General features: G+C 70.8%; 25 protein-coding genes. All 25 read right to left on the reverse strand.

The genetic code is table 11. The features are described 5' to 3' along the window. Complete coding sequence (locus tag ACQEVU_RS58345) at positions 1-2,082, reverse strand: hypothetical protein (RefSeq protein ID WP_433339845.1); 2,082 nt, start codon at positions 2,080-2,082, stop codon at positions 1-3. Between the two features lie 9 nt (positions 2,083-2,091). Then, positions 2,092-2,358, reverse strand: a complete 267-nt coding sequence (locus tag ACQEVU_RS58350; protein WP_433339846.1) for a hypothetical protein — start codon at positions 2,356-2,358, stop codon at positions 2,092-2,094. Beyond that, complete coding sequence (locus ACQEVU_RS58355) at positions 2,355-2,552, reverse strand: hypothetical protein (protein ID WP_433339847.1); 198 nt, start codon at positions 2,550-2,552, stop codon at positions 2,355-2,357. The genes ACQEVU_RS58350 and ACQEVU_RS58355 overlap by 4 nt, the downstream gene beginning before the upstream one ends. Positions 2,553-2,619: 67 nt before the next feature. Continuing rightward, the gene (locus tag ACQEVU_RS58360) at positions 2,620-2,931 is read right to left on the reverse strand and encodes a hypothetical protein (protein ID WP_433339848.1); all 312 of its coding nucleotides are present in this window, start codon (positions 2,929-2,931) and stop codon (positions 2,620-2,622) included. 311 nt (positions 2,932-3,242) lie between these two features. Then, entirely contained in the window at positions 3,243-3,980 is a 738-nt protein-coding gene (locus ACQEVU_RS58365) for a DUF7341 domain-containing protein (protein WP_433339849.1), read from the reverse strand. Between the two features lie 113 nt (positions 3,981-4,093). Further along, positions 4,094-4,345 (reverse strand): hypothetical protein, encoded by a 252-nt coding sequence (locus tag ACQEVU_RS58370; protein WP_433339850.1) that lies wholly within the window; start codon positions 4,343-4,345, stop codon positions 4,094-4,096. Beyond that, positions 4,342-5,028, reverse strand: a complete 687-nt coding sequence (locus ACQEVU_RS58375; protein WP_433339851.1) for a hypothetical protein — start codon at positions 5,026-5,028, stop codon at positions 4,342-4,344. The genes ACQEVU_RS58370 and ACQEVU_RS58375 overlap by 4 nt, the downstream gene beginning before the upstream one ends. An 81-nt stretch (positions 5,029-5,109) precedes the next feature. Beyond that, positions 5,110-5,523: a hypothetical protein gene (locus ACQEVU_RS58380; protein ID WP_433339852.1), complete on the reverse strand. Its 414-nt coding sequence runs from the start codon at positions 5,521-5,523 to the stop codon at positions 5,110-5,112. After that, entirely contained in the window at positions 5,520-5,861 is a 342-nt protein-coding gene (locus ACQEVU_RS58385) for a hypothetical protein (protein ID WP_433339853.1), read from the reverse strand. Before ACQEVU_RS58385 ends, ACQEVU_RS58380 begins: the two co-directional genes overlap by 4 nt. Next, positions 5,858-6,028, reverse strand: a complete 171-nt coding sequence (locus ACQEVU_RS58390) for a hypothetical protein (protein WP_433339854.1) — start codon at positions 6,026-6,028, stop codon at positions 5,858-5,860. Before ACQEVU_RS58390 ends, ACQEVU_RS58385 begins: the two co-directional genes overlap by 4 nt. Before the next feature lie 202 nt (positions 6,029-6,230). Continuing rightward, positions 6,231-6,398, reverse strand: coding sequence for a hypothetical protein (locus tag ACQEVU_RS58395; RefSeq protein ID WP_433339855.1), 168 nt, complete (start codon positions 6,396-6,398; stop codon positions 6,231-6,233). Next, a complete protein-coding gene (locus ACQEVU_RS58400) occupies positions 6,391-6,708 on the reverse strand; it encodes a hypothetical protein (protein ID WP_433339856.1) in 318 nt (105 codons plus the stop codon). Before ACQEVU_RS58400 ends, ACQEVU_RS58395 begins: the two co-directional genes overlap by 8 nt. Continuing rightward, a complete protein-coding gene (locus ACQEVU_RS58405) occupies positions 6,701-7,126 on the reverse strand; it encodes a DUF433 domain-containing protein (RefSeq protein WP_433339857.1) in 426 nt (141 codons plus the stop codon). Before ACQEVU_RS58405 ends, ACQEVU_RS58400 begins: the two co-directional genes overlap by 8 nt. Next, on the reverse strand, positions 7,123-7,308 hold the full coding sequence (locus ACQEVU_RS58410) for a hypothetical protein (RefSeq protein WP_433334722.1): 186 nt from the start codon (positions 7,306-7,308) through the stop codon (positions 7,123-7,125). The genes ACQEVU_RS58405 and ACQEVU_RS58410 overlap by 4 nt, the downstream gene beginning before the upstream one ends. Beyond that, positions 7,305-7,565, reverse strand: coding sequence for a hypothetical protein (locus ACQEVU_RS58415; RefSeq protein ID WP_433334720.1), 261 nt, complete (start codon positions 7,563-7,565; stop codon positions 7,305-7,307). The genes ACQEVU_RS58410 and ACQEVU_RS58415 overlap by 4 nt, the downstream gene beginning before the upstream one ends. Beyond that, on the reverse strand, positions 7,552-7,743 hold the full coding sequence (locus tag ACQEVU_RS58420) for a hypothetical protein (protein ID WP_433334718.1): 192 nt from the start codon (positions 7,741-7,743) through the stop codon (positions 7,552-7,554). Before ACQEVU_RS58420 ends, ACQEVU_RS58415 begins: the two co-directional genes overlap by 14 nt. Then, the gene (locus tag ACQEVU_RS58425) at positions 7,740-7,949 is read right to left on the reverse strand and encodes a hypothetical protein (RefSeq protein WP_433334716.1); all 210 of its coding nucleotides are present in this window, start codon (positions 7,947-7,949) and stop codon (positions 7,740-7,742) included. The genes ACQEVU_RS58420 and ACQEVU_RS58425 overlap by 4 nt, the downstream gene beginning before the upstream one ends. Continuing rightward, the gene (locus ACQEVU_RS58430) at positions 7,946-8,224 is read right to left on the reverse strand and encodes a hypothetical protein (protein WP_433334714.1); all 279 of its coding nucleotides are present in this window, start codon (positions 8,222-8,224) and stop codon (positions 7,946-7,948) included. Before ACQEVU_RS58430 ends, ACQEVU_RS58425 begins: the two co-directional genes overlap by 4 nt. After that, a complete protein-coding gene (locus tag ACQEVU_RS58435; RefSeq protein WP_433334712.1) occupies positions 8,217-8,525 on the reverse strand; it encodes a hypothetical protein in 309 nt (102 codons plus the stop codon). Before ACQEVU_RS58435 ends, ACQEVU_RS58430 begins: the two co-directional genes overlap by 8 nt. Then, on the reverse strand, positions 8,522-8,794 hold the full coding sequence (locus tag ACQEVU_RS58440) for a hypothetical protein (RefSeq protein ID WP_433334710.1): 273 nt from the start codon (positions 8,792-8,794) through the stop codon (positions 8,522-8,524). The genes ACQEVU_RS58435 and ACQEVU_RS58440 overlap by 4 nt, the downstream gene beginning before the upstream one ends. A gap of 244 nt (positions 8,795-9,038) precedes the next feature. Next, complete coding sequence (locus tag ACQEVU_RS58445) at positions 9,039-9,605, reverse strand: hypothetical protein (RefSeq protein WP_433334708.1); 567 nt, start codon at positions 9,603-9,605, stop codon at positions 9,039-9,041. A 203-nt stretch (positions 9,606-9,808) separates the two neighbouring features. After that, a complete protein-coding gene (locus ACQEVU_RS58450) occupies positions 9,809-10,186 on the reverse strand; it encodes a hypothetical protein (protein ID WP_433334706.1) in 378 nt (125 codons plus the stop codon). Continuing rightward, a complete protein-coding gene (locus ACQEVU_RS58455) occupies positions 10,183-10,422 on the reverse strand; it encodes a hypothetical protein (RefSeq protein WP_433334704.1) in 240 nt (79 codons plus the stop codon). The genes ACQEVU_RS58450 and ACQEVU_RS58455 overlap by 4 nt, the downstream gene beginning before the upstream one ends. Positions 10,423-10,461: 39 nt before the next feature. Further along, a complete protein-coding gene (locus ACQEVU_RS58460) occupies positions 10,462-10,806 on the reverse strand; it encodes a hypothetical protein (protein ID WP_433334702.1) in 345 nt (114 codons plus the stop codon). Beyond that, positions 10,803-11,153 (reverse strand): hypothetical protein, encoded by a 351-nt coding sequence (locus ACQEVU_RS58465; protein WP_433334700.1) that lies wholly within the window; start codon positions 11,151-11,153, stop codon positions 10,803-10,805. The genes ACQEVU_RS58460 and ACQEVU_RS58465 overlap by 4 nt, the downstream gene beginning before the upstream one ends. Positions 11,154-11,364: the final 211 nt, after the last annotated feature.

Here is an 11,364-nt window from a genome sequence, read left to right on the forward strand (position 1 = left end):
CTACAGCGGCATCGTCAGGTAGTCCAGGTCGTAGCCGCCGTCGAGGCTTGGCTGGGTTTTCGCCGGCGGCGGCACCCAGCGGGTTGCGACGACACGGGCGGCGGTGGCGAGCGTTTCGACGCATCCGGCTATCCGCCCAGCTGGAAATGCGGAGAACTCGGCTTTCCACCCGGCCAGCCAGTCGGCGCCGGCCGGGAGCCAAACCGTGCCGGCGGTCATCTTCGCCGCCGCGGGGACGGCCCGGGCGAGCCGGTCAGTGTCGGCGTCGACGGCGCTCAGGTGCACGCCACACGCCTGGCCGGAGGCGCGGACCACGTCGGTGAGCTGCGGCTTGGGCACGAACATGGTGTCCAGGCGGTGCGTTCTCATCAGCGCGCCGGCCAACGCGGCGACGGTCGCGCCGAGCGCCGGTGTGCGGACCCGGCCGAGAAGGATCAGGTTCCCGTCGGGCCGGTGCGCCCACGCGCACGCGACGGCGTAGTCGTCGACGGCGTCGTCGCCCTTCGGCAAGTGGAGTGTGCCGAACCGCCAGCTCGACTCGACCGGCCACAGTGTGTCCCCGCACGCGATGTGCCCGTCGGCGGCGGTCCGCCACAGCCGCCATTGCAGAGGCGGGAACATGTCCCCGGGCGGGGCGCCGTCGAGGTTCATCAGCAGGTATCGGCCGGCGTCGGCGAGGTGGTCGGGTGCGCGCGTGTCGGCGTCTTCAGGGTCGCCGGTGATCGCGTGTGGCAGGTCCCGGATCTCTTTGAACGTCTCCGGGCAGGTGGTGAACATGTGCAGCTTCGGGCAGGTGTCCCAACCGAGCGCCCGATGGTGCGGGCAGGCGGGCGCTTCGGCAAGGTAGGTGTGCCAGCGCTGCCAGCCGTGGACCCGCGACCCGGCGCCCTTGCCGGCTTTCGTGAGGTGAACGCCATTGTCGCCGTACACGTCGGCGATCGGTTTCGCGTCGCCGCGGGTGGCCCACATGGCGTCGTCGGCGAACCGAACGCTGACCCGTTCGCCGGGCTGTTCGGCGGCGAGGATGCGGCGGGCCTGTTCAGCTTCGCCGACTTTCCGTTCGTAGATCTCCCGGTAGATCCAGACCCGGCCGTCCTCGTCGACCGCGGCCCACAGGACAGCCCACGGGGCGGTGAAACCCCAGTCGATGCCGGTGTAGCGGCGCCATGACTGTGGCAGTTCGATCGGTTCGACGACGTGCCGGTCCCGTTTCAGTTCGGGGAACATGGCGCCGGCGAACGCGTCCCAGTTGCCGTCGAGGAACGCGGCCCGCTGCGGCCCGTCGAGGGCCATGAGGTCCATGGCGTATTCGGCGTTGACGTGCGGGTTGTCGGAAAGCTTCGACGGGATGAACCGGACGGTCCGGCCGCGGACGTCGAGGACGACCTTCTTGCCGTACTCGGTCGGGTCGATGTAGCGGTCTCGGGAAGCGCCATGGCCGACACCGCCGGGGTTGGTACCAGATCGGGTGCCGATGACGGGGATGTCCCTGCGACCCGAACGCATGCGCGATTCGAGGAACCGGATCACGTCCGGCGAGGTCAGGTTCCGCTCGTCGAAGGTGAGCTTCTGGTACTGGCCGCCCTGGCGGCGGGTGGCGTCGGCCATGTTCTCCGCATAGCGGTACATGATCAGCGACCCGTTCGGGAACCGCAGCTCGTACTCCGTGCCGTTCCACTTCGCGCCGAGCGCCTGCCCGAACCCGAACATGGCGAGCTCGGCGAGCAGGGATTCTTTCAGCTCGCCGTAGGTCCGGCGGAACGCGCCGATGCGGATGCCGGGGTAGCGCACCGCGTCGCGGAGGTCGTCGGCAACCAGGGCTTTCGTCTTGCCGCCGCCGGCCGCGCCGCCGAACAGGACATCGAACTCGGTGGCCGCGTGGAACAGCTCCTGAGGACACTGGCCACACATGGGCGGTAGCTTGTCCTCGGGCACGCCGGCGTTGCGAGCTTCGGACCGCGGCTTGCAGTTCGGCTCGTACTCGAGCAGCCCGAAGACGTCGATTTCAGGCTGTGGCAGGAACGCCTCGATGACCTTGGCGTACACCTGCCGTTCGAGCGGCGACAGCGGCGCGAGCGTCACGGCGTTCACCTACTCGGCGAGCTGGAATGCCCAGGTGAACACGTTGGCGAGCATCGGCCGGGCAGGGCCGAGCCCGTCGGGCATGTGGTCCCGGACGACCCAGTCGCCGATCGTGGCGGGGATCTTCGACTGCGGCAGCCGAATTTGGAGCTTCCCGGTCTGCGGGTCGCGGTCGATGTGCCCGTCGGCCCAGTCGGCGATTTCGACCGCGTCCGCTTCGGTGACCTGCATCGCGTCGACGAGGTTGGGGCGGCGCGCGTACCGATAGGCGGTCACTTGCTGCCGGTCTCCTCGTGGACTTGTGAGGCGGTGAGCAATGAGGCTGATTCCACGATCAGGGCCAGGAAGGAGAGGCCGAGCACGAACTGGGGTTCATGCCGTGCGGGGCCGAATGCGGCGACCGGCCATCCGATGATCGAGCCGATGAGCAGCGCCCAGGCGGCGATGGTGCGGGCCCGGCGTAGCCGCATCTGGTCTCCTTGCGGGATCCCGTGCCGGGCGCCGCCGTGGGGGTGGCGGCGCCCGACGTCCGGGGGGTCAGACGGCCGGCTGCTCCGGCTCGGCCGGCGCGCTGTCGGACCCGTCGACGTCGCCGATCTCGGCCTGCTTGTCGGCGACGAGCTGCTTGAGCGCGTCGAACGTGGCCTGGGCCTCGGGGTTGAAGTCGTCGGTCTGGGCGTTGAGCTGGTCGAGCTTCGCGTCGACGTCGGCGAAGACGGCGGTGAGGTCGTTGCGGAGGGCGGTGAGCTTGTCGTTCTGGGCGGTCATGAGGCGCTCCAATCGGTAGGCGATCCAGAGGGCGGCGACGGCGGCGGTGCAGGCGGCGACTGCTGTGAGGGCGCGGAGCATTGCGGCGCTCCTTTGCTGCGGTGAGGGTGGGCGAACCCGGCCCGACTTTCACGGGCGGCACGGTGGACGCGGACCGGGGAGGCTGGCGTCGTGGCGGGCTCGTGTGGCGCGGCCGAGCCACCCCTCAGAAACCGGGCCGCGCCGTCCGGGTGCTCACCGCGGCCCGCCGCCCGCCAGCAGCGTGATGGCCGGGGAGCTGCCCGGAGACAAGAAAAGCCGGCACGATGGCCGGCCTCGAGGCTGCTCTTCGCAGACTCCTCTAAGGCCGGGATCGTAGGTGTCGCCGCCCCATCGTGTCAAGAACGCGCCCGTCAGGCGGCCTCGGCGCGCCGCTTCTTCGCCTCCTCCAGGAGCCGCCGCTGCTCGGCCTTCTGCTCGCGAACCACCCTCCGCGCCTTCTCCGCCGCAGCCTTCGACGCCTCCGTGTATCGCTTGACGTGCTCAAACAGTAGGGCGACGTCCCGCTCGTCCCAGGCGGCGCCGCATTTCACGCACCGGGCGCCGGTCCCGTCGCGCTGGGCGAGGAGGCTCCCGCGGGCGCCGCAGGGGGTGCCCGCGCCGTCGGTGTCGACGATCGGGCAGGGGGCGACGAGTTCGATCGGCGGCTGCTCCCAGCCGAGGATGACGTCGGCCTGTCGCCGCCACGACGTCAGCTCGTGGCGAATGTCTCGCTGCGTGTCTGAATCGATGCTGGATGCGGCGCCGACGATGGCGCGGATGTTCGCCTCGGCGGTGTCGCGTGGCTGGAGTCCGAGCTGCCCGGCCCGCCAGGCGGCGCCGAACGTGACGGCGGCGATGAGGGCGACGGCGTCGAACTCGCCGGGTGGCCGGCTGTCGGGGACGGAGCGGACGCCGGTTTCGTCGCCGCTGGCGGAGCCTTCTTCGGCGAGGTCGCGGAGTTGCTGGATGAGGCCGGGGACGATGGTCCGGTGGGGGGCGATGGGTTTCTTGTTGCGGTTGGCGTCCCACTCGTATCGGGGTTCGGCGTGTTGGCGGGCGTCGCAGAGCGCCTCGGCGGCGTCGGCGATGTCCGTGAGGGTGTCGCTCATGGTTTCGGGGCTCCGTTTCCGCAGGTCAGATGTACGATCCGCTAGATCAGGAGCCACTGGCGGTGGGGCTTGGTGGGCGGCGTTCGGTTGGCAGACCGGGCGCCGCCGTCGTGTCAGGTGCCGTCGAGCGAGAAGGTGGCTGCGGCGGATTCGGGGCGTTGCGGCTTGCATGCCCGGACTCTGGAGAAGATCGACGGGTTGATCACTTCGAGGTCGACGACGTGCAGTGAGCAAAGACCGATGGGCGCCGTCTGGCTGACCTCACGCCCGAAGAGTTCCCTCGGCGGCCAGCACTCGCATGAGCTGTCGGCGTCGTTGTCGCAGCCGGGCGCCTCGCAGGCGGGTGGGAGTTCGGTGGTCGTCATGCGCTCTCCTTGATTTTCTTCGACGCGGCGTACATGTCGCAGACCCGCTGGTAGGCGTCGGCGTCACGCTGCCCGGCGGGCACCGCGGCGAGTACGCGGGCCTGCGCGATCTGCAGTTCGGTCCGGCCGAAGCTGGAGCCCTTGCCACACATGGCGCACCTGCCGTAGCTGCCGTGAGTGAGGAGCGGGTCGGCGCACAGGCAGGTGCGGTGGGCACGCTCGATGGATGAACAGTCGCGATGGAATAGCCCTGGCTCGCCCCGCCACCACGGCCCGCGCGGGCCGTCCCACTGGTGGCTGATGTTGACGTGGTCGCCCTTGCGGGACTGGCCGCCGCACCATGAGCAGCGGGTAAGCGCCCACCGGCGGAGGGTTTGGAGCGGGTGGACCTGGATGCGCCAGTGGTGGATGTGGAATCGCCAGCCGTGCAGGATCTTCGACTGCCATTTGCCGTCGTCGCCGCGCCAGCGCACGTAGTGCTTGCAGATCTCGCCGGAGTCCTTCCCACCCGGCTCGCGATGCCAGACGGTGATCAGCGTCGGCCAGTACAGGCCGCGCCCGGCGACCGTCCAGAACGCGTGGCCGACCTTCCAGCGCGGCTGACCTGGCTTGGCGTCGTAGGTCCGGGATCGCTTTGGCCACGGGCGGCGGATGTCGAAGGCCACCACATCAGGGTCGTGCATGGGCTCGCTCTCCTTTAGACGGCGTGCGGCGTGGGCAGGGGGCAGCGCTCGCTCGGTCACGGTCCGGGAAACGGACGATCTTCATGTCCCGGTCACCTTCAGCCACAAGTTCGGGCTGCGGACGGTAGCGGCGGCCCACGCGTAGTTGCCGATCATGCATCCCGGCAGGTGTCCGTGCCCGGCGATCTGGCCGCAGCACGCGTTGGTCTTCACTTCGAATAGTGGTCGACGCATGTCCTGCTGGACCGCCTCGGCGAGCGCGGCGTCGATGGCCCGTTCGTCGATGACGTACCACGTATCAGGCGGCAGCAGCGGCGAACACTGCACGGTGATCACGTCGTCGAGGCGATGGGCGGCCAGCCACGCTTCTAGCTTTACCGCCGAAGCCGGACCGGGCACGAGGACGGTGCGGCGGGCCTCCTCGCGCTCGATCTCGGCGCAGGTGACTGCGTCCTCGATGCGTTGCATGGCAGCACACAGTTCATCGAAGGTCATCGCCCAGCCTCCAGCCGCCGCTCGTACGCCGCGAACCGCTCCCAGTCGATCGGCGGGTGCTCCAGTCCGGCCTCGCGGTGGATGCGTTCGTACAGGCCGGACCGGATCAGCGGCGCCTGAATGTGGGTCCAGTTGGTGGCGCCGACGTGCCGGGTAAGGACGACGATCCGCCTCGCGAGGCTCTCGCATTCGCCGGACCAGCAGCCCCGATAAGCGTGCCTGCGCGCACGGCTCATGTCGTCCCACAGGCGCATCAGCTCGTCGCGGGCCGCATCTTCGAGCGTGGCGAAGTCATCCACCTCGGCCAGGTCGACGAGGCGATCGGGCAGGTTCGTCACGTTGCTCCTCCTCGTTCGTCGTCGGGCTCGTCGTCCTGCGGCAGGATCGCGAGCGGCGTCCGCGCGCACAGCGCGTCGCGCCGGTGGTTGCCGGGCTGGCAGCCGTCGTCCTCGTCGACGACCTGCACCGGGTTGTGTGGGTCGGTGCGGAACACGAGCGCGGTCACGGCGATCTCCTCTCGGTTCGGGCCGCCTCGTGTGCGCGGCCGATCAGGTACACGGACCCGGCGGCAGCGAACCCGGCGATCGTGGCTCCGCCGATCCACGTCGCGTGCCGGCCGCCGTCAAGGCCGGCGATGGACCAGGCGAACCCGGCTGCGGCAACCGCCATGAATAGGGCGGCGCCGGCTGTCATCGCGGTCGAGCGGATCATGTCGGCCGCTCCTGGGCCTTGACCGCGGCGTACACGTCGGCGGCGAGTTGCGGCAGCGGGTCGGCGGCGTGCTCCCACAGGCGACCGTCACGCTGCAGCATCTCCAGGAGCTTCCGGACCTCACCGTCGAGGGCGACGAGGGCGGCGCCGATGTCGTCAGGCATCACGGCCTGCCCCCCCCCGGTAGCCGATGGCGAACCCGGGGATGCCGAGCCCGAAGTCCGGGTCGGCGCTCGCCGGGCGCAGCGGCGCGTGCAGCTTCGCCTCGTCGACGGACACCATCGGGTGCGCAAACGACAGGCCGGCGGGGACGCCGAGCCAGCGGAACGGCTCACCGCACGCCGAGCAGGACACGCGGATGTCGGCCATGTAGGCGTGGGGCATCCCGTCCGGGGTTTCTTCGGTGCCGATGCGGCCGACGGCGACGTCTGCGGCGAACGTCTCGTGTGGGCAGGGACGGTCGGGGTCAGCCACGGTCACTCCCCGGCGGGTCGGGGATCTTGTCGTAGTCGACGGTCGTCACGCTCCACAACGCCTGGTGGACGTCATCGGCCCAGGCGCTCCAGCGGCGCCGCCACAGTGGTGTCGGGGCGAGGGACTTGCGCCGGCCGGGCAACCCGACGGTCCCCGCATACCAGCAGGCGACGAGGACGTCGCCGCGGGTCAGGTCGTGGTCGGCGGCGGCCTGGTCGACGCCGTCGGCCCACACGTAGTCGGCGACGGCGGCGACGGTGAGGCGGGTGCCGTTGACGGTCGGCTGGCCCGACTTCATCGCTGGGTCGACGGCCACGAACGGCCGTAGGTCCCGCCTGCCGGTCGACGGCGGGGGTGGGGGCGGCAGGACCGTCGCCGGCGGCGGGATTCGCGCCGCGCCGGCCTTGTCGATGCTCACAGCGCACTCGAAAAGGCCGAGACGGTCAGCAGCTCCCGCTCGGCGGGGTCGAATAGCCGCCTCATGACGCTGTCCAGCATCGACATGGTCTCCGGGTCGGGGTCGACCAGCGGCGTGTCGAGGCGGACGTAGGCGAGGTCGAGCATGCCGTCCTGGATCTCGCCGGCGGTGATGGTGGTCATCGGTCTCTCCTGTCGGTGCGGTGGACGATCCAGCCGCGCTCGGCGAGCGCGTCGCAGATGGCACGGGCGTCCCAGGCGTGGCCGGCCCGGTCAGCGGCGGCCACCTGCGGGTCGCCGGCGTAGTTCTCGTCGCCGCACGACTGCTCGTGCAGCACCCGGGCGATCAGGTGCTCGACGTCGGCGCGCGGCACCTCGCCCGGGCGGAGGTCGTCGGCGGCGGATCGGGGGCGGGGCACGAACGGCTCATCGCACGGCATCGGCGGCCTCCCGGCAGGTGTGGGCCCGGTGCTGCTCGCAGGCGTCATGGCCGCACGGGCAGACGAACCGGGCGCGGTCGTTGCGGAGACAGCCGCAGTTGAGCCGGGGAGGCTCCGGTTCGACGAGGTCGAAGAACTCGCCGAGCCAGCGGAGAGCGCGGCGCAGAATGGTGGTCATCGATGCCCCCTCGGCTCGATCCGGCGCGGGGCGCGCAGTGGGCGGGCGGGTCCGGACTGGCCCTTGACCGGCGCCCGGTGCGGCTTGGCGCCGAGGTCGGCACTGTGGTCGGTCGGGCAGCCGCCCGGCTCGTCGGCGAAGATCAGCCCGCAGCAGGCGAAGCCGTGCGACGTTCGGCCGCAGTGGCGGCACGGCTCGGCGTTCACCGGTCACCGCCGGATGCCTCGGAGGCCGGGTTCTCCCAGGTCGGCCGGGCATCCCCTTTGAGGGCGCCGTCGCCGCTGTCACCGCCCCCAAAGCCCGGGCCAAAGCCGGGCCGGGCTTCGACCTTCGGCGGCGGCCCGTCGACCGCCGCGAACACGCGGCGCAGGCCGGCCTCGAGCTGCGCGTCGGTCCACACGTCGGTGACGTTGACGCACTCGTCGTCGATCGGGTGCGGGTCCTGGCCGTACTGGCAGCGGACGATGCGGGGCTCAGTCACGGTCACCATCCCCGGTCGGCGGCCAGTGCCCCCAGATCTCGTACATCCGCTCGTCGCCGAGGGTGCAGCAGAGCTTGCCGACGCGCTGCATCTCGGCGTTGAGTCCGTCAGGGGTCTTCGCCGAGGCGACCTCCCGGAGAAAGACCGAGATCAGCTCCGTGGCGGCGCCGAGACCGTTCGCGCCGAGGATCGGGCAGGGCGCCCAGTGGCGAGCGCACCACTGGTCGTTGCCCTTGACGCCGGAGAGGGCGACCGGGAACTGGTCGAACCAGGCCGTCGGGCCGATGGGCTGCTCAGTCATGCCGCCTCGCCCTCGGCCGACCGGGTGCCCCACACCTCGTAGGCGCGGCCCGGGATCAGCACGAGGCCAACGTCAGCGGGCGGGTTGCAGCGTCCGCCACGCCGGTGCCGGTCGAAGGCCTCGACGCCGGTGCCCACGAAGTTGTGGCAGGTGCCGCAGTGCGTGGTGTTCGACCCGGACCAGCGGGTGCCGCAGCGGCACGAGTGCGGCAGGTCCTCGAATGCGCGGGTGCCGGCGGCGGTGAAGTTCGCGGGGGTCGTGGTCGTCATCGGGAGTCTCCTTCGGGCTGCGCGGGAATGGGGGTTGCTTGGCCGCGGACCACCGTGGCCGTTTCTCGCGTCCTGGCTCGGCGTGCGGGCCGGGAATCGCTATCTGAGGACCGGTGGTGGGCATGCCGCTGGGCCGGTTCGAGCGGGCGTGGCTTTGCGGGGTCCGTCAGCCGACCGCTTCGGCCCGAAAACGCGCCGGGCGTGGGTCGGGTCACCAAACGCGTCCCCGGGAGCGCTGAGGCCGTCACGCCGCCACCGTCCCGTCGACCGTCCGAGCCCCCGCGAAAGCTGCGATCCGCTCCACCGCGAGCGGACGGAACGAGGCGGCCAGCACACCCGCATCCGCCTCCGACAGACCCGCGAACCGGGCCGCCTCGGCCGCGCACGCCGCCATCAGCCCGTCGAGCAACGGACCGAGCTGCCCGGCAAGCCGGCCCGCCAGGTTCTGCGCCGCCGTCTCCAGGCCCACACGGATGATGTCCAGGCCCAGCTTCTCCGCCGCCGCCTGTGCCTTGTCGTACTGCTCCAAGATCGCGTTCGGCCCGGCTTTCGACTTCCGCTCGAACTCCGCCGCCGTCCCCGTGCGCAGCCGCTCCCCGTCCTCCCCATCCGGCGAGCGGCGGTCCGTCTCCGACTCGACACCCCAGAACAGCGCCTCCGCCGGCAGGGCGTTCACCAACTCGCGCAGGTGCGCCACCTCGCCCATCCGGAACGCGTACTGCTCCAGCAGCCCCTCCAGCGGGTGAATGTGCCGGGGCACCGAATAGCGGGCGGCCGTCGCGGCAAGCTCAGCGCGTTCGGCCGCGATCACGTGGGACGGAAGGTTCCCACCGTGGCGCTCGCAGGGTCCGCGACCCAGGTGTGACGTGCCCTGACCGGCCGTCCACGTACAGAAGCCCTCCTCGCGTTTCTTCTTCGCCCCGCACAGCGGACGCCCGTCCGGCCAGCGCCTCGACCGCTCTCCGACATACCGATCCCCACCTCCCTCGCGGATCGGACCGCCCCCCACCTCGCTCACGACGAAGCGCCCCCGAGGTCGAGCTGCCCGGCCCGCTCAGCCAGCCGCGCCCGCCGCAGGTCCTCGGCCTCCCGCAGCGACGCCGCGATCACCTCCGGCTTCAGCAGCCCCAGCTTCGCGACCAGCTCGGCGTTGCGCCGGCGCCGCTCCTCGGCCTGCTCGCGGGCGAGCCGGTCCACGTCCTCGGCCCGACGCCCCGGACAGGCGTCGGCGGGATGCGATTGCCGGATCGTCTTGTTGACGAGGTGCTGCGGGCACGCCTCACCGACCTTCAGCGCGGCCTGGTCGACAAGCCCGCACGGCGCCTTCGGGCACGGGCAGCCGTCCTCGATCTCAGTGCCGGACCATGCCCGGCCGATGTGCCAGGCGGTCATGACAGCTCCCGCAGGCCGTACGCCGGCTCGGTGAGGGCCGCCCGCTCGTCCTCGGTGCGCTGCCGGGCGGCGCGGTGCTCGGGTGCCTCGGCGTTCGCGCGCGCCGGCCACGTCTGGTGCTGGGCAGCGGCGTACTCGCGCTTGCAGTCGTCGGTGTGGGTCCAGGCAGCCCAGCCCATCGCTGGGCCGCAGCCGTGGCGTTCGCAGTCGGGGCGCGGGTCTCGAGGGTCGGGCATCGGTTCTCCTTCGGGTTTGTGGTGCCAGGGACGGGCGGGTCAGGCTGCTTCGCGCTGCTGCTGGACCTGGTGAAGCAGTTCGTTGATGTGAGCCCGGGCGTGGTCGTAGGCGTGGCTGCTGTCGAGCCACGAGGGAGTGGCTTGGAATTCGCGGGCGACGGTGGCCATGGCCCAGAGGCGGGTGCCAGCGGGTACGGCGCGGAGGCCGTTGCGGGGCGCCCGGCCGCGCTGGGGGCCGACGAGCCAGCCGATGAGGGGTTTCGCCATGACGTAGACGGTTTCGGCGTGGCATTCGTCGCTGTGACCGAGGAGCGCGACGGCAGCTTCCAGGACCGCGGTGAGCCGGGGCTCGGCGTTGGTGAATTCGTCCCAGGTCGGCATCATGCGGCACCCCTGGGGCGCTCAATCCAGTCTCGCGTCTTGGCCGCCTGGGCGGCGATCTCCTCTGTGGTTGGCCCCGGCTCGCCGGGGTACGTGATGTGCCAGAACGTGGAGTCGTTGTCGGCCGCCTCGATCTCGGCTTCGCTGAGGACTCCGGCAACGATCCGGCGGTATGGCCGGACGTCGGGATTGGCGAGGGCGTCGCCGTTGGAGTCGGTGTCGCATTCGTCGACGGTGAGCCAGCCGAGGACGGGCCGGGTGAAGTGTTCGCCGTTGGCTGTGACGTAGTGCGCTTCCATGCCTGTCGGGCATGGCTGGAAGGCGGCGATGACGTCGGTGGTGGTGCTCATCGGGGTTCTCCTCCGGGGCGGGGACTTTTCTCGCACTTTTCTCGCACTTTTCTCGCGGCGTGGAGATCGCGAAATCTGGCCTTTGACCTGCGGTTTTGCTGAGGGTCCGGACCTTCTATCGCTTTTCTCGCTTCTGCGCAGGGGTGAGAGTGTGGGTATGGATCATGGGGTGAGGCGTAGGGGGTGTGAGCTGGTAATATATATATCTATC

Source organism: Dactylosporangium sp. CA-139066, from assembly GCF_050936175.1.
Lineage (GTDB): Bacteria > Actinomycetota > Actinomycetes > Mycobacteriales > Micromonosporaceae > Dactylosporangium.